This is a genomic window from Cupriavidus sp. 10L45 (assembly GCF_056395225.1).
Window position 1 is genome coordinate 239,387 of sequence record NZ_JBFTJC010000006.1, and the last position, 18,614, is coordinate 258,000.

The 18,614-nt window shown below is 68.7% G+C and carries 19 protein-coding genes; 15 read left to right on the forward strand and 4 right to left on the reverse strand.

Going from position 1 to position 18,614, the window contains the following annotated elements; genetic code table 11:
• Positions 1 to 81: 81 nt before the first annotated feature.
• From AC1DFU_RS13255 to AC1DFU_RS13305, 11 genes are all read left to right on the forward strand, one after another.
• Complete coding sequence (locus tag AC1DFU_RS13255; protein ID WP_441593198.1) at positions 82 to 1,548, forward strand: ABC transporter substrate-binding protein; 1,467 nt, start codon at positions 82 to 84, stop codon at positions 1,546 to 1,548.
• Positions 1,536 to 2,567 carry an ABC transporter permease gene (locus AC1DFU_RS13260; protein WP_255370880.1) on the forward strand — a complete coding sequence of 344 codons (1,032 nt, stop codon included), beginning with the start codon at positions 1,536 to 1,538 and terminating at the stop codon, positions 2,565 to 2,567. Before AC1DFU_RS13255 ends, AC1DFU_RS13260 begins: the two co-directional genes overlap by 13 nt.
• On the forward strand, positions 2,564 to 3,361 hold the full coding sequence (locus AC1DFU_RS13265; RefSeq protein WP_092296516.1) for an ABC transporter permease: 798 nt from the start codon (positions 2,564 to 2,566) through the stop codon (positions 3,359 to 3,361). The genes AC1DFU_RS13260 and AC1DFU_RS13265 overlap by 4 nt, the downstream gene beginning before the upstream one ends.
• Positions 3,358 to 4,803, forward strand: a complete 1,446-nt coding sequence (locus tag AC1DFU_RS13270; protein WP_441593201.1) for an ABC transporter ATP-binding protein — start codon at positions 3,358 to 3,360, stop codon at positions 4,801 to 4,803. Before AC1DFU_RS13265 ends, AC1DFU_RS13270 begins: the two co-directional genes overlap by 4 nt.
• A gap of 2 nt (positions 4,804 to 4,805) precedes the next feature.
• Positions 4,806 to 6,428: a L,D-transpeptidase family protein gene (locus AC1DFU_RS13275; RefSeq protein ID WP_441593203.1), complete on the forward strand. Its 1,623-nt coding sequence runs from the start codon at positions 4,806 to 4,808 to the stop codon at positions 6,426 to 6,428.
• Positions 6,429 to 6,467: 39 nt separating this feature from the next.
• Positions 6,468 to 7,037, forward strand: coding sequence for a YcbK family protein (locus tag AC1DFU_RS13280; RefSeq protein ID WP_441593205.1), 570 nt, complete (start codon positions 6,468 to 6,470; stop codon positions 7,035 to 7,037).
• A 564-nt stretch (positions 7,038 to 7,601) separates the two neighbouring features.
• The gene (gene oxlT / locus AC1DFU_RS13285) at positions 7,602 to 8,924 is read left to right on the forward strand and encodes an oxalate/formate MFS antiporter (RefSeq protein WP_441593207.1); all 1,323 of its coding nucleotides are present in this window, start codon (positions 7,602 to 7,604) and stop codon (positions 8,922 to 8,924) included.
• A gap of 257 nt (positions 8,925 to 9,181) precedes the next feature.
• On the forward strand, positions 9,182 to 10,129 hold the full coding sequence (locus tag AC1DFU_RS13290; protein WP_092296846.1) for a helix-turn-helix transcriptional regulator: 948 nt from the start codon (positions 9,182 to 9,184) through the stop codon (positions 10,127 to 10,129).
• Positions 10,130 to 10,160: 31 nt separating this feature from the next.
• Positions 10,161 to 10,586 (forward strand): DUF3331 domain-containing protein, encoded by a 426-nt coding sequence (locus AC1DFU_RS13295; RefSeq protein ID WP_092296528.1) that lies wholly within the window; start codon positions 10,161 to 10,163, stop codon positions 10,584 to 10,586.
• Between the two features lie 159 nt (positions 10,587 to 10,745).
• Positions 10,746 to 11,045 (forward strand): hypothetical protein, encoded by a 300-nt coding sequence (locus tag AC1DFU_RS13300; RefSeq protein ID WP_441593209.1) that lies wholly within the window; start codon positions 10,746 to 10,748, stop codon positions 11,043 to 11,045.
• Between the two features lie 107 nt (positions 11,046 to 11,152).
• Positions 11,153 to 11,305: a hypothetical protein gene (locus AC1DFU_RS13305; RefSeq protein ID WP_177219953.1), complete on the forward strand. Its 153-nt coding sequence runs from the start codon at positions 11,153 to 11,155 to the stop codon at positions 11,303 to 11,305.
• 16 nt (positions 11,306 to 11,321) lie between these two features.
• Here AC1DFU_RS13305 and AC1DFU_RS13310 read toward each other — a convergent pair whose 3' ends face one another.
• The 3 genes from AC1DFU_RS13310 to AC1DFU_RS13320 form a co-directional block, all read right to left on the reverse strand.
• Positions 11,322 to 11,975, reverse strand: coding sequence for a response regulator transcription factor (locus AC1DFU_RS13310; RefSeq protein ID WP_092296537.1), 654 nt, complete (start codon positions 11,973 to 11,975; stop codon positions 11,322 to 11,324).
• Positions 11,965 to 13,518, reverse strand: a complete 1,554-nt coding sequence (locus AC1DFU_RS13315; RefSeq protein WP_441593211.1) for a sensor histidine kinase — start codon at positions 13,516 to 13,518, stop codon at positions 11,965 to 11,967. The genes AC1DFU_RS13310 and AC1DFU_RS13315 overlap by 11 nt, the downstream gene beginning before the upstream one ends.
• A gap of 188 nt (positions 13,519 to 13,706) precedes the next feature.
• Positions 13,707 to 14,156: a response regulator transcription factor gene (locus tag AC1DFU_RS13320; RefSeq protein ID WP_369823483.1), complete on the reverse strand. Its 450-nt coding sequence runs from the start codon at positions 14,154 to 14,156 to the stop codon at positions 13,707 to 13,709.
• A 193-nt stretch (positions 14,157 to 14,349) separates the two neighbouring features.
• Between AC1DFU_RS13320 and AC1DFU_RS13325 the strand changes: the two genes are divergently transcribed.
• Together AC1DFU_RS13325 and AC1DFU_RS13330 are read left to right on the forward strand one after the other, a co-directional pair.
• A complete protein-coding gene (locus tag AC1DFU_RS13325; RefSeq protein ID WP_092296546.1) occupies positions 14,350 to 14,850 on the forward strand; it encodes a Dps family protein in 501 nt (166 codons plus the stop codon).
• 138 nt (positions 14,851 to 14,988) lie between these two features.
• Positions 14,989 to 15,387 carry a mechanosensitive ion channel protein MscS gene (locus tag AC1DFU_RS13330; protein WP_092296849.1) on the forward strand — a complete coding sequence of 133 codons (399 nt, stop codon included), beginning with the start codon at positions 14,989 to 14,991 and terminating at the stop codon, positions 15,385 to 15,387.
• 7 nt (positions 15,388 to 15,394) lie between these two features.
• On the opposite strand, the gene AC1DFU_RS13335 is transcribed toward AC1DFU_RS13330, so the two are convergent.
• Positions 15,395 to 16,852 carry an amidase gene (locus AC1DFU_RS13335; protein WP_477105478.1) on the reverse strand — a complete coding sequence of 486 codons (1,458 nt, stop codon included), beginning with the start codon at positions 16,850 to 16,852 and terminating at the stop codon, positions 15,395 to 15,397.
• 146 nt (positions 16,853 to 16,998) lie between these two features.
• On the opposite strand from AC1DFU_RS13335, the gene AC1DFU_RS13340 reads away from it, so the two are divergent.
• Together AC1DFU_RS13340 and AC1DFU_RS13345 are read left to right on the forward strand one after the other, a co-directional pair.
• Positions 16,999 to 17,898, forward strand: coding sequence for a LysR family transcriptional regulator (locus AC1DFU_RS13340; RefSeq protein ID WP_441593216.1), 900 nt, complete (start codon positions 16,999 to 17,001; stop codon positions 17,896 to 17,898).
• 158 nt (positions 17,899 to 18,056) lie between these two features.
• The gene (locus AC1DFU_RS13345; RefSeq protein WP_441593218.1) at positions 18,057 to 18,593 is read left to right on the forward strand and encodes a ferritin-like domain-containing protein; all 537 of its coding nucleotides are present in this window, start codon (positions 18,057 to 18,059) and stop codon (positions 18,591 to 18,593) included.
• Positions 18,594 to 18,614: the final 21 nt, after the last annotated feature.

Genomic DNA, 18,614 nt, shown 5'->3' on the forward strand with positions numbered 1-18,614 from the left:
GGGAACATTGGGAAGCGCAGGCGGCTGCTGAAGGCTGCGTTGGCGGCACCGATTGTGTCGACGGTGGGCGCTGGGAAAGCCGTGTTCGCGCAGCCGCGGCCGACCTTGCGCGTGATCGGGCCGTGGGAGCTGTCCAGCCTCGATCCGCTGCGCAACGGCTACCTGTTCTCGCGCATGCAGGTCACCGAGACGCTGGTCGACTACGCCCCGGCCGGCGTGCCGGTACCGGGGCTGGCGGCCGGCTGGCAGATGTCGCCAGACGGCCTGCAATGGCGCTTCGCACTGCGGCCGGGCGCGCGTTTCCATGACGGCACGCCGGTGATGGCCGCCGATGTGGTCGCTGCCCTCGGACGCGCCCGCCATGCCGCCGGGGTGCTGGGTGCGGCGCCCATCGCGGGGATCGATGCCGAAACCGGTGCGGTAAGCATCCGGCTCGCGCGCCCCTTCGCCCCCCTGCTAGCCCTGCTCTCCCATAGCAGCACGCAGGTGCTGGCGCCGGCCTCGTTCGGCGCCGACGGCACGGTGCGCGCGATCATCGGATCGGGCCCGTACCGCGTGACCGAACTCGCGCCGCCGCAGCACTTCGCCGTGGAAGCGTTCGACGGATGGCACGGCGCCCGGCCAGCCGTGACGCGGGCCGAGTATCTGTCAGTGGGCCGCGCCGAGATGCGCGCGCTGATGGCCGAGGCCGGACAAGCCCAGCTGGCCTATGGGCTCGACCCGGGCAGCATCGCACGGCTCCAGCGTGGCCGCGCCGTGGCCGTGCATGCCGTGACCGTTCCCCGCACCACGCTGCTGAAGCTCAATGCCAGCCATCCCCTGCTGGCCGATGCGCGAGTGCGCCGCGCGCTGGCACTGGCGCTGGACCGGCGCGGCATCGCCAGTGCCATCCTGCGTGATCCTTCGCTGGCGGCAGGCCAGTTGTTCCCGCCCGCCCTGCCCGGCTGGCACGATCCGCGACTCCCTGCGCTGGCCTACGACCCTGCCGCCGCGTGCGGCCTGCTGGCTGAGGCCGGCTTCCGGCCCGATGCCGACGGCGTCCTGCAGCGCGGCCCGGATCGGCTCGCGCTGACGCTGCGCACCTTCCCGGACCGGCCCGAGCTGCCGGTCATCGCCGCCGCCATCCAGGAGCAGTGGCGGCAGGTGGGCGTGACGGTGCGCGTAGCGGTGGGCAATTCGAGCGACATTCCGTTCGGGCATCGCGACGGCACGCTCGAAGTGGGCCTGCTGGCGCGCAACTTCGGCGTGGTGCCGGACGCCTTCGGTGCGGTGGCGCAGGACTTCGCGGTCCAGGGCGGGGACTGGGGGCCGATGCGCTGGTCTTCGCCGGCGGTGACGGCCGCGCTGGCCGCGTTGCCGTCCACGCCGGAAGGCCCGCGCGCCGAGGCGCTGCGTCGGCAGGTGGCGGACACGCTGCACGACGCGATGCCGCTGATCCCCGTGGTCTGGTATCGCCAGACGCTGGCGGCCAGCCCCCGGCTGGCTGGGGTGTCCATCGATCCCTTCGAACGTTCCTACCGGCTGACGCAACTGCAATGGAAAACCTGACCCGCGCCGCGTTGCCCGGCGCCGACCCGGTGGCCGTGCCTACCGCCACCCTCCGGCGCGACACCACGCGCCAGCTTGGCCGCATCGTGCTCCAGCGTGGCGTGCAGGCGCTCGTGGTGGCTGCGCTGGTCGGCACGGTGAGCTTCCTGATGATGCGGCTGTTGCCCGGCGACATGGCGTTCCGGATCGCCGCCGGCCGCTATGGCTACGACATGGTCACCGCGCAGGCCGCCGAAGCGGTGCGCATGGAGCTGGGACTCGGCCTGCCGTGGTTCGAGAGCCTCGTGGCGTGGTGGGGGCACCTGCTGCGGATGGACCTGGGCGTCTCGGCGGTGACGGGCGCGCCTGTGGCCGCCGAAATCGCCCATCAACTGGGCCATACGCTGTCGCTGGCGCTGGCGGCGCTGGCGGTGTCGTGCGCCATCGCCGTGCCGCTCGGCTTCGCGGCAGGTCTGCGGCCCGCTGGCCGGCTGGACCGGCTGACGCTGTGGCTGTCCGTGCTGCTGCGCGCGCTGCCGCCGTTCGTGCTCGGCATCGTGCTGGTGGCCGTGCTGGCGGTCCAACTCGGCCTGATTCCAGCCGGCGGCGATGCCGCGCACGGCTCGCTGATCGCTCCGGCGCTCACGCTGGGGCTGGGCCTCGCCGCCACGGCGATGCGCGTGGCACGTGATGCGATGGCCACGGTGACCGCCTCGCCGTATTTCCTGTTCGCGCGCACCAAGGGGCTCTCTGACCGGGCCGCGCTGCTGCGCCACGGCGTGCGTAATGCCGCCGTGCCGCTGGTGGCCTACCTCGGCGTGCAACTGGTCTTTCTGGTGGAGGGCGTGGTGGTGATCGAGACGCTGTTCGCATGGCCCGGCATCGGCCATGCGCTGGTTCACGCGATCTTCGGGCGGGACGTGCCGATGATCCAGGGCACGGCGCTGGTCATGGGGCTGCTGTTCGTGGCGCTCAATACGCTGGTGGATCTGGCCTGCGCGGCGATCGATCCGCGCGTGCGCATCGGGAGGGGCCGATGACCTGGCATCCCCGCCGCAAAGCCGGCGCCGCCCTGCTGCTGATGCTGGCGCTGTTCGCCATCGTCGGCCCCTGGCTGGCGCCGCGCGCCCCGTTCGAGCAGAACCTCTACGGCATTCTCCAAGTGCCGCAACTGGCCGAGCCGCTCGGCACCGACCATCTGGGCCGCAGCATGCTGGCGCGGCTGGCGAGCGCGGCGCGGCTCTCGCTCGGGCTGGCGCTGCTGAGCGTGGCCTCTGCCGCCGTGCCGGGCACGCTGCTCGGCCTGCTGGCCGCGTGGCGCGGCGGCTGGACCGAGCGCCTGACCGGCGCCGTGGCGGACGCGGTGCTGGCGCTGCCGGGCCTGCTGCTGGTGTTGTTGCTGAGCGCGTTCGCGCCGGGCGACTACTGGCCGCTCTATGTCGGCCTGTCGCTGGTGCTGTGGGTCGAGTACTACCGCGTGACGCGGGCCACGGCGCGCGTGGTACTGGCCAGCCATCATGTGGAAGCGGCGCGGCTGCTCGGCTTCGGTCCCGGCTATATCGTGCGGCGGCATCTGCTGCCCGAGCTGGCGCCGCTGCTGGCCACGCTGATGAGTTTTGGCGCCGGCGCGGCGGTGCTGGCGCTGGCGGCGATGGGCTTTGTCGGCCTGGGCGCGCAGCCGCCGGCGGCTGAACTGGGGCTGATGATGACCGAGTTGCTCCCTTATGCGGCGGAGGCGCCGTGGATCATCGCCTGGCCGATCCTGCTGCTCGGGATCGCCATCCTGGGGCTGGTGCTGGTATCGACCGGCGCGCCGGCGGAGGCCGACGCATGACCCGCATCGACACCCATCCCCTGCTGGCCGTGGATGCGCTGACCGTGGACAGCGCCGACGGCCAGCTGCTTGCGCCGGTGTCGTTCACGCTGGAGGCCGGACGCGCCCTGACGCTGCTCGGCGAAAGCGGCTCCGGCAAGAGCCTGCTGGCGCATGCGCTGATGGGCACGCTGCCGCGCGGCCTGCGCGCGGGCGGCACCCTCACGGTCGATGGCCGCCGCTGCGACGCCGCCGACCCCGCCACGCGGCGGGCGATGTGGGGCCGACAACTGGCGCTGTTGCCGCAGGAGCCGTGGTTCGCGCTCGATCCAACCATGCGGGTGGGCCGGCAACTGGCGGAGACACATGCGCTGGCCGGGATCGGCAACGCGCAGGCGTGGCGCCGGGCCTTGCACGACCTGCACGGGCTGGGCATGGCGCACGCGGCGCAGGCGTGGCCGACGACGCTGTCCGGCGGCATGGCGCAGCGGGTGGCCTTCGCCATCACTCGGGCGGGCGGCGCGCCGGTGCTGATTGTCGATGAGCCCACCAAAGGCCTCGACCGCGTCTGGCGCGATGAACTGGTGGCCCGGCTGCAGGCGGCGCTCGGCGAAGGGTGCGCGCTGCTGACGATCACGCACGACATCGCCGTGGCCCGTGCGCTGGGCGGCGATGTGGCGGTCATGCTCGACGGCAAGCTGGTCGAACGGGGAGACGCCGCGGCGGTCCTCGGTGCGCCCGGGCATGCCTATACGCGCGCGCTGGTGGCCGCCGAGCCAGCGAACTGGCCGCCGCTGACCGCCCCGTCGCCCGGTGGCGATGACATCCTGCGCGCGTGCGGCGTGACCAAGCAATTCGGCGACCGGACCTTGTTCCGTTCCCTCGACCTGACCCTGCACGCCGGCGAGCGACTGGCGGTCACCGGGCCCAGCGGCAGCGGCAAATCGACCCTCGGCAACGTGCTGCTCGGGCTGGTCGCACCGGACGGCGGCACGGTACATCGGCCGGATGGGATCGCAAAAGTGCGCTATCAAACACTTTATCAGGACCCGGCCGGCGCGTTCGCCCCGCATACCAGCATTGGCCGCGCGCTGGAGGATCTGGCCGCGCTGCACCGGATCGACCGGGCGCGCATCGCGCCGCTGCTCAAGCGGCTGAAACTGGCGCCGAACCTGCTCGCGCGCCGGCCGGGTGCGGTGTCTGGCGGCGAACTCCAGCGCGTTGCGCTGCTGCGTGCGCTACTGCTGACGCCCGCCTTCCTGTTCGCCGACGAACCCACCTCGCGGCTGGACCCGGTAACGCAGCAGGACACCCTGGCGCTGATCCTCGAAGCCTGCGCGGACACCGGCGCGGCACTGATGCTGGTCACGCACGACGAGGAGATTGCCGTCCGGGTGAGCGACCGTCGCATGGCGATCGGGTACGATACCCCGTTCCCGCAATGCACTCGCCCATGCCAATGACGATGACATTTGCCGTAACGCCGCCGATACCGCCCGCCCCTTCCCCCTCCCGTGCCCGCTACCGCCTTGCCGCGACCTGCGTGGCGTGGCTGCTCTGCGGCGCGGCCAGTGCGTGGGCGGAGCCGCTCTGGTTTGTCGATGGCAAGCCGACGCAGGCCGCGCGGCAGGCCGTGACGGCACTGAGCGATGCGGGCGCCGATGGGCTAGAAGCCCAGGACTACGATGCCGAGTCGCTGGGCCGCATCGTCACGCAGGCCGCTGCCGGACCCGCGCTGGCGCCGGAAGCCGTGGAGCGTATCGACGGGGCGTTGACCCAGTCGATGCAACACTATCTGTCCGATCTGCACCGGGGGCGCGTCGATCCGCGCAAGGTGCATGCGGGCTTCGATGTCTCGAAGGAAAAGCCGTTCGACCCGGACGCCACCCTGCGCGCCGCCTTGGCCGCCAACCGGCTGCCCGATGCGATTCGCGAAGCGCCGCCGGCGTTCCCGCTCTATGGCACGCTGCGCACGGCGCTGGCCCGCTATCGCGCGCTGGCCGCCGAGCCGCTGTGGAATGCACCGCTGCCCGCGCCGCCCGGCGGCAAGCTGACGCCGGGGCAGCCCTACAGCGCCCTGCCCCAACTGGCCCAACGGCTGGCGGCGCTGGGCGACCTGCCGGCTGGCACGCCCGCACCGGACGGCTACAAGGGCGCGCTGGTGGAGGCCGTGAAGACCTTCCAGTCCCGTCATGGGATGACCGCCGATGGGGTGATCGGCAAGGGCACGCTGGCCCAGCTGAATACGCCCCCGTCGGCACGCGTCAGGCAGATCGCGCTGACCATGGAGCGGCTGCGCTGGACCCCGCTGGCCGACAGCCCGCGCATGATCGTGGTCAACGTGCCGGAATTCGTGCTGCGCGCCTATGACTATCGCGACGGCAAGCTCGACATCCGGCTGGAGATGAAGGTCATCGTCGGCAAGGCGCTGGACACGCGCACGCCGCTGTTCGAGGAGGACATGCGCTACATCGAGTTCAGTCCCTACTGGAACGTGCCGCCCTCCATCGCGCGGGCCGAACTGGTGCCGCACTTCCGGCGCGATCCGGGCTATTTCACGCGGCAGGGCTTCGAGTTCGTGTCCGGCACGACGGCCGTGCCGACGCTGAACGAGGCCAACCTGAGCGCGGTGCTGGCCGGCAAGATGCGCATCCGCCAGCGGCCTGGGCCGCTGAACGCGCTGGGCGACATCAAGTTCGTGTTTCCGAACAACCAGAACATCTACCTCCATCACACGCCCTCGCCGCAGCTGTTCCAGCGCGACCGGCGCGACTTCAGCCATGGCTGCATCCGGGTGGAGGCGCCGGTCGAACTCGCCAAGTTCGTCCTGCAGGACAAGCCGGACTGGACCGAGGCGCGCATCCGTCAGGCCATGACCAAGGGCAGCTCGAACACGGTGTCACTGCAGGCGCCGTTGCCAGTGGTGCTGGCCTACGGCACGGCGATTGCGCGGGCCGATGGCCGGGTATACTTCCTCGCTGACATTTACGGGCAGGACAAAGTGCTCGATCAGGCGCTACAGCAGCGTGCCGTGCGGCGGCAAAGCCCCACGACCGATGCTGCCGCCAGTCCGGCGCGTCCTTCCTAACCGCCGATTTCGCGCATCGCCCCCTTCGCCGCCATCGCCATGACGTATTCCCACAACACGCCAGCCCGTCGCCGTTTCCTCCGCCAATCCGGCGGTGTGGCCTTAGCTGCGGGTCTGTCAGCGCTGTCGGTACCGCGTCTGGCGCTGGCCAGCGTGCCGGGCGCGCGGGCGCTGTCGTTCTCGCATACGCATACCGGCGAGCAGATCTCGCTGGTCTACGCGATGGGTGATCAGGTGCTGCCGGACGCCCAGCAGGCGCTGAACCGCTTCCTGCGCGACCACTACTCGGGCGACGTGGGCAACATCGACCCGAAGCTGTTCGGGCTGCTCTCCGACCTGCGCGGGGTGCTGGGCGCCGAGCAGGCGTACGAGGTGATTTCCGGCTACCGCAGCCCGGTCACCAATGAGCGCCTGCGCAAGACCCGGGGCGGTGGCGTGGCCCGGCGCAGCCTGCATATGGATGGCATGGCCATCGACATCCGCCTGCCCGGCGTGCCGCTGGCGGACCTGCGCGACGCGGCGGTGTCCCTGGGCGGCGGCGGCGTGGGCCTCTACACGCGCGACAACTTCGTGCACGTGGATACCGGGCGGGTGCGGCACTGGGGTTGAGGTTTCCTCGCCCCCGCCGCGCGTTGCCGCGCGGATTCATGAGTTAATCTGATTCGTCCCCGCTGATAATCCATCAATCGGACTGGCCGCATTTATTCCCGCGCGACGTCCCGTCGCTTATTCCCACGTATTTTCATTTTTCCGCATCGCGTCAATTTGCGATTTAATCCATCGCCCTGCCTGGATTATCTCCATTACATTTTTGTCATTTGGCGGAAAACCACGTACGCGCCCTTTATTTTGTGCGTATAACTGCGACTACATGCTGCGGACTGGTGTCACGCAACGTGCCTCCGCCCGCCGGGACGCCTGCGGGCATTTTTTTTTGCCATTATTGATTCGTCCCTCATCTGAGCCAGCCGCATTGATTCCGATAATCACTGTATTTGGTGAAAACCCTGCTGCGTCTTTATCTTGCGCTGCGCTGGTATATCACATACTTTGTATTTGACCGCCCAATCGATAAATGGGCCGGCATACGATTTATTCCTTTTCGCGAGCGCACATCGCATCCAGGAAACAGGAGACAAAACATGCCACAACAAACCACCCAGGGAGCGCGCCATGACTAGTCCATCCTCCGCCGCACTCACCCCGAACCAGCAGGCATCGGAACGGACCCGCTGGATCCAGCTGGCCTTCGGCGTCGTCTGTATGGTCGCCACGGCCAACATCCAGTACGCCTGGACGCTGTTCGTGCCGGAAATCCAGCAGACCTACGGCTGGCCGCGCGCGCAGATCCAGGTGGCGTTCACGTTGTTCGTGCTGGTCCAGACCTGGCTCGCGCCGATCGAGGGCTACTTCATCGACAAGTTCGGCCCGCGCCTGATGGTGGCGTTCGGCGCACTGTTCATCGGCGCGGCCTGGATCATCAACTCGCAGGCCACCACGCTGGCGGGCTTCTACTTCGGCGCGGCGGTGGGCGGGATTGGCGTCGGGTCGATCTATGCCACCTGTATCAACAATGCCCTGAAATGGTTCCCGGACCGGCGCGGGCTGGCGGTTGGCCTGACCGCCGGCGGCTACGGCGCGGGCTCGGCGGCCACGATCCTGCCGATCGCGGCGATGATCGAGACGTCCGGCTTCCAGGACACGTTCTTCTTCTTCGGCGTGCTGCAAGGCTCCATCGCGTTTGTTGCCGCGTGGTTCCTGCGTTCGCCGCGTAGCCAGGAAACCCGGGCGTCGAACAAACTGGCCCAGGCCACGCGTGACTACACGCTCAAGGAGGCCATGAGCACCAGGCTGTTCTGGCTGATGTTCATCATGTTCATCCTGGTCGTGACGGGGGGCATGATGGCCGTGGCCCAGCTTGGCGTCATCGCCAAGGACCTCGGCGTCAAGGACTTCAAGGTCGATCTCCACTTCTTCGTGATGGCGGCCCTGCCGCTGGCGCTGATGCTGGACCGCATCATGAACGGCATCTCGCGGCCAATGTTCGGGTGGATCTCGGACCATATCGGCCGGGAGAAGACGATGGTGATCGCCTTCACGCTGGAGGGCATCGGGATCATCGCGCTGGGGTACTTCGGCAGCAACCCGTACGCGTTCCTGATCCTGTCCGCCGTGGTGTTCCTGGCCTGGGGCGAGGTCTACTCGCTGTTCTCGGCACTGGCCGGCGACGCCTTCGGCACCAAGCACATCGGCAAGATCTACGGCGTGCTCTACACGGCGAAGGGGATTGGCGCGCTGTTCGTGCCGATCGGCAACCTGATGATGGAGGCCACCGGCACGTGGTCCACGGTGCTCTACACCGTGGCCGGCATGGACCTGACGGCGGCCTTCCTGGCCATCGTGGTGCTGCGGCCGGTGCTGGCCGGTCATGTGGCGACGTCCAAGAGCCTGTTCGCCAAGGAATCGGCGGCGGGCGGCGCGCCCGTCAGCGCCTGAACGCATATCCTTATGAGACCGCGTAATATCTAGCGGGCGACGGGCTTCCTCGGAAGCCCGTTTTGCTTCTTCGGAAGCCCATTTCCCTTGGTGGCCGGCCCCCCGCCGACTAAACCAAGGTATGAGTTGCGCAAACCATTTGACACCGTGCGCAACCGTTTGTAGGGCTATTCGGCCTTCTTTGCCTGATATACCTTGAAGCCATGCTGGGTCTAGCGGCCCAGAACCGCTTCAACGTTCAGTTCAAAGGGGCCGTCATGCATCACGCTTCGCTCTTCCCGGTCAGTACCGCCCGCCTACCCGCGCCACCAGGACTCATCGGCGCCGAGCAGCAGTGGCGCGCACCTTCCCACGACACGGGCGCCCAGATCCCGGTCTCGCGCTGGACGCTCGAGCCCAGCGAACCGTTCCAGGTTTCCCATCCCGGCGCCGACGCCCACCACTGCATCGCCATGAACCTGCGCTGCACCACGCTGGCGTTCGTGCATGCGGGCCGGCCGCTGGTGGATGGGCGGGTCACCGCCGGGGCCGTGCAGGTGACCGCGCCGGGCGTACCGGTGCGCGCCACCTTCCAGGCGCCCGCCGACGTGCTCCACCTCTACGCCACGCAGGCGGTGCTGGCCGAATGCCACGCCGACCTGTTCGATCGCCCCCATGCCGGCGACATCGTGCTCGACTCGCCCAAGCTGCTGCAGGATCCGGCGCTCGAACGGCTCGGCCAGGCCCTGGCGATGACCCAGGTGCAAGACGCCGGCGCGAGCCGCATCTTCGTCGAGAGCGTGAGCCTGGCCATCGTCTCGCGCCTCGTGGCGCGGCATTTCCAGGCCGGTGCGACGGAGGCCCCGGGCGGCAGCCTGGCGCCGCTGCCGCCGTGGCGCCTGCGCCGTGCCACGGACTACATCGACGCGCATTTGTCCGAAGCGATTGGTCTGGCCGATATCGCGCAGAGCACCGGCCTTACCCGCATGCACTTCGCGGCGCAGTTCCGCCGCGCCACCGGCCTGCGGCCGCACGAATACCTGCTGCGGCGGCGCGTGGAACATGCGCAGTCGCTGCTGAGCGCCAGCGGCCAGTCGATTCTCGACGTCGCCATGCATTGCGGCTTCCGCTCGCAATCTCACTTCACCACCGTGTTCAAGCGCTTTGTGGGCGAGACCCCCTACAACTGGCGCGTAAAACGCAGCCTGGAGCGCAAGGCTGCCTGAGCAGCCGTCGCCCTCAACCCGGAGCCCCATCATGCTTGCAGACAACCTCGTGACAGACCAGGTTGCGCCCACGCGCAACCGCCCCGACCCCTGGCAGCAGGCACTCGGGCTGCTGTTTGCGCAGTCCGACCAACCGGCCGGCAGCCCCGTGTCCTACCAGCGCTGCGGTCGCCAGGATCTGGCCGGCGTGCTGATCCGCATCATCGACATGCCCGATTCGCACACCGCTGTGCTGTCGTGGAACGATGCCACCCACTGCCGCTACGGCGAGCAGCAATGGGGCACGGCCTTCGCGCGCGTGGCGGGCTTCTGCGCGATGAGCGGACGCCAGATCGAGCCCGGCGATGCCATCTACAAGCCCCGCCCGCAGCGTCCGCGTGCGCGCAATGCCGACGCGATGATCCTCGCCGACGTCCTGCTCACGCAGGCCGTCGTGGCCGGGGTTGCGGCGAGTTAAACCTAAGGATGAGGTCCCGCAACGAATGCGCTATCGGCGGCGACGGATGTACAAATGATTTTCGGGGCGTGAGTCTCTAAGCTTGATTCCAGGCAGCCAGCAATGCGCGGCAGCCGCCAGGAAACCCAAAGCTGCACCCTCACTGATGGAGAGATTCCCATGACCACACGCACCCAACGCATCGTTTCCGCAACCGCCCTGCTCGTGCTGGGCAGCCTCGGCGGCCTCGCCTCCGTGGCCCACGCCAGCGTCAGCTCGCCGCGTGACCCGTACACCGACGGTGCCCGCGTCGACTCGCCGCGCGACCCCTACACCGATGGTGCCCGTGTCGATTCTCCGCGCGACCCGTACACCCAGGGCGCACGCTTCGACCAGCCCGCGAATGCCTCCGCCACGCTGCAACTGGCCGGGCGCGACCTGACCGGCGTCTCGGCATCGCCCGAGAAGTCGGACGCCTAAGTCCAGGCCCACGCACCCAGCGACCGCCTCTTGCGATGCCCCGACAGCGGGCCATCGCGACAGGCATCCGGCACGCCGATGCTCCGGCCTGCCCCCCGGAGCCCATCATGCACATCCACACCCCGACCATGTCCGCCCAGCACGTGTCTTACCCCGTCGCCGTCACGCGACGCGAACGCAAGATGATCTGCTACTGGCTTGGTGTCTGCACCGCCTGCTGCGGCATGGCGGCCCTGATCTCGACGTGGGCGCCGGTCTGACGCGATCGCTGATGGCTTACTGCGAAGCCGCCGGCGTCATGCCGAGCGCTTCGGCCTTCAGCACGAAGTCGGCCAGCGAACGCGAGCCCATCTTCTTCATGGCCTGGCCACGGTGGATCTTTACCGTGATCTCGCTCAGGCCCAGGTTCGACGCGATCTGCTTGTTCATCAGCCCGCGCACCACCTGTGCCATCACTTCCCGCTCACGCTGGGTCAGCGTGGCAAAGCGCTGGCGCAAGTCCGCGCTCGACTGATCGGCCACGCGCCGCTGGGCGTCGCGCGCCAGGGCGCTGTTCACGGCGTCCAGCATGTCCTGGTCCCGGAACGGCTTGGCGAGGAAGTCCGTCGCACCCGCCTTCATCGCCTTGACCGACATGGCAATGTCGCCATGGGCGGTCATGAAGACAATGGGAATGCTGACCTGGTCCGCGCCGATCTGCTCCTGCACGGCGAGGCCGCTCTGGCCCTTGAGCCGGACATCGAGGATCAGGCAGCTTGGCGCGTCGGTCCGCTCGCACGCCAGGAATTCCTGCGCGGAGGCGAACGTCTGCACCTGATGCCCGACGGAGCGCAGCAGCATCGCCACGGCAATCCGCATCGACTCGTCGTCATCGACCACATAGACCACGCCACTCGCCGCCTCGTTGACCGCGCCCGACTCATTGCCCATGTTCGCTCCCTGCTTCCGCGGTCTGCCGTAGGGCCGCGCATTCGCCGTCCGGTGCATCGGCGAGATGCAGCGGCAGCATGATGTGGAAGGCCGCGCCGCCCTCGGGTGGCGAGTCGGCCCAGATGCGGCCGCCGTGCGCCTCGACGATGGAGCGGCAGATCGACAGGCCCATGCCCATCCCCTCGGCCTTGGTGGTGAAGAACGCGCTGAACAGCCGCCCGGCCTCTTCCGGTGCGATGCCCTTGCCGGCGTCCCGCACGGTGATTTGCGCCTGGCGCGACTCGGCCAGCGCGGTGTTGACCCAAAGCTTGCGGGGGCGGCCGGTGCCCTCCATCGCCTGCACGGCGTTCAGGAGCAAATTGATCAGCACCTGCTGAAGCTGCACGCGGTCGCCGCAGATCATCGCGTCCGGCAGCGCCAGGTCGATCGCCGACTCCACATGGTGATCCTGCAGCTCCCGGCGCATCAGTTCGATCGACTCACGCACCAGGCTGTCCAGCGCGGTCTCGGCGTAGACCGGATCGCGCTTCTGCGCCATCGAGCGGATCTGCCGGATGATGTCGCTGGAGCGCCGCGCGTCGCGGATCATCTGGTCGATGGACTGGGTGGCCTCGGCGACGTCCGGCTGCGCACGGTTCAGCCAGCGTAGCGCGGAGTCCCCACAGGTGACGATGGCCGCGATCGGCTGCGTCACCTCATGGGCGATGGACGCCGCCAGCTCGCCCAGCGTGGTCATGCGCATCACGTGCGCGAGTTCGGTGGAGGTGCGCTGCAAGGCCTGCTGAGTCTGGACGGCGGCGGTGATGTCCATCAGCGCGCCTACGTACTCGGTATAGTCCGACGCCGACTCGCGCAGGCGCGACACCAGGTGCACGTGCTTGACCGTGCCATCCGGCATGCGCAGCCGATGCCGCACGTCGATCAGGTGCACGCCCTGCCGCATCTGGTCGCGCACGGATATCACCAGCGGCAGGTCTTCGGGATAGGCGCGCGCCAGGACCAGGTCCGGACCCGGCGTCACCGTGCGGTCGTAGCCGAAGATCCGGTAGGCCTCGTCGGACCACGTCATCGTGTCGCCGGGCACGCGCATGGCGATGCTGCCGGTCTGGCTCAGTTGCTGCGCTTCGGCCAGGAAGGCTTCACTGCGTGCGAGCGCAGCCTCGGCCGTGGCGCGGATCTGCATTTCCTCGTGGAGCTGGGCGGTCTTGGCGAGGTTGCGCATGGCCAGCAGCGAGGTGCTGGCCAGCGCCAGCAGGCTGAACACGCAGCGCGCCAGCGGGCCGGCGTCCTCGGTGACCGTGCGCTGGAACAGGAAGGCGAAGATGGTGAGCGCGGCGCAGCCGATGGCCGAATACAGCGTGGCCTGCTGCGAGCCGGTGGCAGCCACCAGCAGCACGACCACCACGTAGAGCACGGCGACGGCAATCGTCAGCGGCGTCAGGACATCGATCAGGAAAATCCCCAGCGTCAGCAGGGCCGCCAGGGTCAGCAGCGCGCGCGGATTCTCGGATTTCGGCCTGTGCACGGCGGTTGGCTCGGACATGCTCTGGGTGGCTCCTCGGGGGGGACTTCGGCGGTTTCAACTACCGCTGGCCGTCGGCAGTCTTGCGGGGCGGTCGCTTGCACAGTCGTGGTGCGATCGGGCACGGACGTGCCATCGATCCCGCGGGATGTGTGCGCAGGAATTATACATAGCGGGTGGCAAAAGTGACGCACCGCAGGGCACGGCACTTATGCGCTCGGCGCCGCCTTGCCGATCCGATCCAGGCACGCCTGCAGTGCGGCGCCGTCCACCGGCTTATTGAGGAAGGAAAGTGCACCGTTCTTCATCGCCTGCCTGCGCGTGGCTTCCACGGAAAACGCGGTAATGAAGATCACGGGCACGTGCACGCCGGCTTCTGTCAGCCGGCGATGCATCTCGATGCCAGTGATGCCGGGCATCTGGACATCGGAGATCACGCAATCCACCTCGGCGGCACAGCCGGAGTTCAGGAACGCCGTGGCGGTGTCGAAAAGGATGACTTCCCAGCCCAGGGAGCGAACCAGGCGCGACGTGGCGACTCGCACGGAGTCGTCGTCGTCAACGATGGCCAATAATTGTTTGTTGTGCAAAGCGACTACCTCGACCGGACTGAAACACGCAGCGGGCCCGGACCGACTTGCCGGGATGCGTGCTGGCATGATACGAGGCCCATCCCTGCGGCGGAACTATATGTATGTATAGTCTGGTCCGGCTCGGCGGGCAGCCTGCCCGGCCGCCCCCGGCCCGGCGCGCCAACGTGCGTTATCGACAATTCCGGGGGCCGGCGGCAACGCCGGCGCGGGGCGTGGCCCGATCATGGCGGGCCGAACCCCCTGACAACCAGGAGCCACCATGCCCGCACCCTCCCTCGTCACTGCCACCACCGTCGCCACGTCCGTCCCGGACGCCAAGGGCGTCGCCGCCATCGCGGCGCACCTCAACCCGCTGCTTGCCGATGTCTTCGCGCTCTACCTGAAGACCAAGAACTTTCACTGGCACATGTCCGGCCCGCACTTCCGCGACTATCACCTGATGCTCGACGAGCAGTCGGCGCAGATCTTCGCCATCACCGACGACATTGCCGAGCGGGTGCGCAAGCTCGGCGCCACCACGCTGCGCTCCATCGGCGATGTCACCCGCCAGCAGCGCCTGCGTGACAACGATGCCGACCGCGTGGCCCCGCGCGACATGCTGGCGGAACTGCGCGCCGACAATCTGCAACTGGCCGCGATCATGCTCGACGCCCACGCCGTCTGCGACGACCACGGCGACGTGGCCACGGCGAGCCTGCTCGAGAACTGGATCGACGAGGCCCAGCGCCGCGCCTGGTTCCTGGCCGAAGCCAGCGAGTAAGCGGGGTCGCTTCCGGGCACGGCGCCATATGTTGCAGCCGTAACATCTGCTCACCATCGCGTAACCCACTGTAATGCGTCGCAGGGCATGATGGCTTCCATCGAGCAAGGCCGATCATCGGCCGACAAGGAGCCCGACATGCGCCAATCGATTCGTTACACCGGTATTGCCGTTCTCTGCGCCGCCATGCTGGCCGCCGGGCCGGCGTCGGCCCGCGGCCGCCATCACGGTGGCGGCGGGTCGGACGGCGCCGCGGCTGCGCTGGCGGTGGGCGCCATCGCGGCGCTGGCCATCGGCGCGGCGGTCTTCAGCCAGCCCGTGGTGGCTGCACCGGCGCCGGTCTACGCGCCGCCGCAGCCGGTGGCCTACGCCGCCCCGCAGGTGCCACCGGGCTACTGCTACAGCAACTACCAGCGCGCCTACGTGCCGTGCGCGCCGGCCGCACCGGCGGGTTACGGGCAGGTCGAGTACCAGCAGGGCTATGACCAGGGCTACAACCAAGGTTACAACCCCGGTTACAACCGTTACGGGTATTGATCGCCCATCAAGCCTGCGCCGCGCCAGCCCAGACGGCTGGCCGGCGCCCCGCCCAGCCCATCTCCCGTTCCAGTTGCCCCGCCAGCCGGAACAGCATCCCCTCCTCCGCGAACCCCGCCCCGAACTGCATGCCGATCGGCAGCCCGCTCGCCGCGTCCACGCATAGCGGCACGGACATCGCCGGCAGCCCCGCCACGTTGAACGCCGGCGTGTAGGGCGAGTGCCGGAACACGCGGTCGGTCCAGTCCAGTCCATCCATGGTTGCCGCGCCGGCGGCATAGGTGCCCACCGGCTCAGGCAGGGCCGGCATCGTTGGCGTCAGCAGGACGTCGATGTCATCGAACCAGGTCGCCGTGGCCCGCGTCACCGCGTTGCGCACGTCGAGCGCTGCCGCGAAGGCGGGGCCGGTGACGCGCCGGCCGTAGCGGTACGCCGCCAGTGTTTGCGGCTCCAGCGTGGTGGCGTCGATGGGGCGCCCGGTGGCCGCTGCCACGCCATCGATCCAGCCGACCAGCGTGGCACACCAGATGCGCGCATTCGCCAGGACGACCGCCTCCCACGATGCGCCCAGCGGCAGCGTGACGTCATCGACATGGTGGCCCAGCCCTGCCAACTGCGCGGCCACGCCCGCCACCGCCTGCGCCATGACCGGGGCCACGCCAGCCCCGTTGAACGGCGGCACCATCACGCCGATGCGCAGCCGGCCCGGTTCCCGCCCCACTTCGTCGAGAAAGGGTCGGGACGGCGCGGGCGTGTGATACGGCTCGCCGGCGGCGGTGCCGTGCATGGCGTCGAGCAGCGCGGCGCTGTCGCGCACCGTGCGGCTCAGCCCGCCCTGCACGCCGAGCCCGGCGAAGACTTCGTCCAGACCGGGACCGTTCGAGACCCGGCCACGCGTGGATTTGAGCCCGAACAGGCCGTTGAACGCCGCCGGCACGCGGATCGACCCAGCGGCATCAGTCGCATGCGCCAGCGGTACTATCCCGGCCGCCACGGCGGCACCGGCCCCGCCGCTGGAACCGCCCGCGCTCAACGCCGGCTGCCAGGGGTTGCGCGTGGCGCCCTGCTGAAGGGACTCGGTCGCGGTGCTGAACGCCATCTCCGGCGTAGCCGTTCGGCCAATTGTTATCAGCCCGGCGGCGCGCAGCCGCTGCATCAGGAACGAGTCCGATGGCGCCACGAGGCCCGCCGCCAGCCGCGAGCCCAGCTCCAGCCGCTTGCCCGCCATCGACAGCGCGAGATCTTTGACGAGGAACGGCACGCCCGCCAGCGGCCCACTGCCGGGTGCCGCCGAAGACCCGGCTGCATCGGCCGGCCAGTCCTCCACCACCGCGCCAATCCTCGGATTCACGGCGGCAATCGCACGGCGGGCCACTTCCGCCAGTTCCCCCGCACTCACCTCACCGCGCGCCACCAGTTGGCCCAGCCCGACCGCGTCATAGGTCACGTACTCGCTCAATTTCATGATCGCCTTCCTGCCTTGTTGGATTCGATGGGGCGATCTTACGGAGCGAGTGGCGTCGTGATTAGTCCCCGGATCCGGGCAGCATTGGCCCATTGATGGGACAATCGCATTTCTCCTAAAAGCGGGCCTTAGCAGGGACCAGAACGATGGCGGCAGACCTTAACGACACGCTGATCTTCGTGCGCGTGGTGCAATCGGGCAGTTTCACGGCGGCGGCGCGCGCGTTGCAGATGCCCAAGACCACGGTCAGCCGGCGCGTGATGGCGCTGGAGGCCCAGCTCGGCACGCAGCTACTCCTCCGCACCACACGCCGGCTGGCGTTGACGGACGCCGGCGCGGCCTACTTCGAGCACAGCCAGCTCCTGGCCCGCCACCTCGACGACGCCCAGGCCGCCGTCGAGCAGTTGCAGCACGGCCCGCGCGGCTGGCTCCGTGTGACGCTGCCGTACTCGTTCGGCACGACGTGGATCGCCCCACTGCTGGCCGCCTTCCGTGCGGCCTATCCCGAAGTGCGTCTGGAGATCCTTGCCTCGCACGTGCCGCTCGACCTCGTTGCCGAAGAGATCGACGTGGCGCTGCGCCTCGGCGTGCTGCCCGATTCCGACCTCATCGCACGCCAGCTCGGCAGTTTCCCGACCGGCGTCTATGCCAGCCCCGCCTACCTGAAGCGGCACGGTGTGCCAGACCATCCCGCCGCCCTGCTCGACCACGCGACGCTGGCGCTTCATCAGGCGCGGCGCGAGCGCGGCTATGCGTGGCCCTTGCGGCAGGCCGCCGGCCGTGCGCGGGATTTTCCGATCGATCCGGTGATCGTGGCGAGCGACCCCGCGCTGCTGCACGACGCGCTGTGTGCCGGCGAAGGACTCTCGCTGGCGATGGACCGCAGCCTCGCCCCGGACGTGACCGCGCGCCGGCTGCGCCGCGTGCTGCCGGCGTGGACCGGGCCGGCGCAGGACTTCCACGCGGTGTTCCCGCGCCGCCGCGTGGCATCGCCCAAAGTCACTGCTTTTGTGGATTTCCTGCGCGCGCGGCTGCTGCCGGCCTAGCCCCGGCGGGCGGGTTGTAGGACCGAACCCGATAGCAGAATGGGGCACGGGCTGACGCCGCGCGGCGTGCGCGGAACTCTAAGATAGATACGCACCAAATCCCCACATAAAGTGCCCACACAAGTCCCCGCTCACGGTTGGCAAAGGAGTCCATCACAATGCAATCCCAACCCTTCCTCACCGACATCAAGACTCTCCGCGAACGTGCCCGCAAGAAGATCGAAGACGGCGCCGTCACCGAGGGCTACGACGGCGACCGCAACACCGTGATCGAGTTGCTCAATACCGCACTCGCCACGGAAATCGTCTGCGTGCTGCGCTATCGCCGCCACTATTTCATGGCCAAGGGCCCGAACTCGAAGAGCGTTGCCGACGAATTCCTCCAGCATTCCAACGAGGAGCAAGGCCACGCGGACCAGATTTCCGAGCGCATCGTCCAACTGGGCGGCGAACCCAACCTGTCGCCGGACGGCCTGCTGACGCGCAGCCATTCGGAGTACTCCGAGGGCGACGACCTCGCCAGCATGATCCGCGAGAACCTCGTGGCCGAGCGGATTGCGATCGACAGCTATCGCGAGATCGTCCAGTACCTGGGCGACAAAGATCCGACCACGCGCCGCATGATGGAAGAGATCCTGGCCGTCGAGGAAGAACACGCCGATGAACTGGCCGATCTGCTCGCCAATCAAGGTTAAGGRCGATAAAGCGATCTAAAC

What these genes read in the sequence shown, in the direction of transcription:
- AC1DFU_RS13260 (WP_255370880.1), top strand. Translation starts at nt 1,536, where the DNA reads ATGGAAAACCTGACCCGCGCCGCGTTGCCCGGCGCCGACCCGGTGGCC.
- AC1DFU_RS13280 (WP_441593205.1), top strand. Translation starts at nt 6,468, where the DNA reads ATGACGTATTCCCACAACACGCCAGCCCGTCGCCGTTTCCTCCGCCAA.
- AC1DFU_RS13340 (WP_441593216.1), top strand. Translation starts at nt 16,999, where the DNA reads ATGGCGGCAGACCTTAACGACACGCTGATCTTCGTGCGCGTGGTGCAA.
- AC1DFU_RS13320 (WP_369823483.1), bottom strand. Translation starts at nt 14,156, where the DNA reads ATGCCAGCACGCATCCCGGCAAGTCGGTCCGGGCCCGCTGCGTGTTTC.
- AC1DFU_RS13305 (WP_177219953.1), top strand. Translation starts at nt 11,153, where the DNA reads ATGCACATCCACACCCCGACCATGTCCGCCCAGCACGTGTCTTACCCC.
- AC1DFU_RS13315 (WP_441593211.1), bottom strand. Translation starts at nt 13,518, where the DNA reads ATGTCCGAGCCAACCGCCGTGCACAGGCCGAAATCCGAGAATCCGCGC.
- AC1DFU_RS13265 (WP_092296516.1), top strand. Translation starts at nt 2,564, where the DNA reads ATGACCTGGCATCCCCGCCGCAAAGCCGGCGCCGCCCTGCTGCTGATG.
- AC1DFU_RS13270 (WP_441593201.1), top strand. Translation starts at nt 3,358, where the DNA reads ATGACCCGCATCGACACCCATCCCCTGCTGGCCGTGGATGCGCTGACC.
- AC1DFU_RS13290 (WP_092296846.1), top strand. Translation starts at nt 9,182, where the DNA reads ATGCATCACGCTTCGCTCTTCCCGGTCAGTACCGCCCGCCTACCCGCG.
- AC1DFU_RS13330 (WP_092296849.1), top strand. Translation starts at nt 14,989, where the DNA reads ATGCGCCAATCGATTCGTTACACCGGTATTGCCGTTCTCTGCGCCGCC.
- AC1DFU_RS13345 (WP_441593218.1), top strand. Translation starts at nt 18,057, where the DNA reads ATGCAATCCCAACCCTTCCTCACCGACATCAAGACTCTCCGCGAACGT.
- AC1DFU_RS13300 (WP_441593209.1), top strand. Translation starts at nt 10,746, where the DNA reads ATGACCACACGCACCCAACGCATCGTTTCCGCAACCGCCCTGCTCGTG.
- AC1DFU_RS13325 (WP_092296546.1), top strand. Translation starts at nt 14,350, where the DNA reads ATGCCCGCACCCTCCCTCGTCACTGCCACCACCGTCGCCACGTCCGTC.
- AC1DFU_RS13295 (WP_092296528.1), top strand. Translation starts at nt 10,161, where the DNA reads ATGCTTGCAGACAACCTCGTGACAGACCAGGTTGCGCCCACGCGCAAC.
- AC1DFU_RS13275 (WP_441593203.1), top strand. Translation starts at nt 4,806, where the DNA reads ATGACATTTGCCGTAACGCCGCCGATACCGCCCGCCCCTTCCCCCTCC.
- AC1DFU_RS13310 (WP_092296537.1), bottom strand. Translation starts at nt 11,975, where the DNA reads ATGGGCAATGAGTCGGGCGCGGTCAACGAGGCGGCGAGTGGCGTGGTC.
- AC1DFU_RS13335 (WP_477105478.1), bottom strand. Translation starts at nt 16,852, where the DNA reads ATGAAATTGAGCGAGTACGTGACCTATGACGCGGTCGGGCTGGGCCAA.
- oxlT (WP_441593207.1), top strand. Translation starts at nt 7,602, where the DNA reads ATGACTAGTCCATCCTCCGCCGCACTCACCCCGAACCAGCAGGCATCG.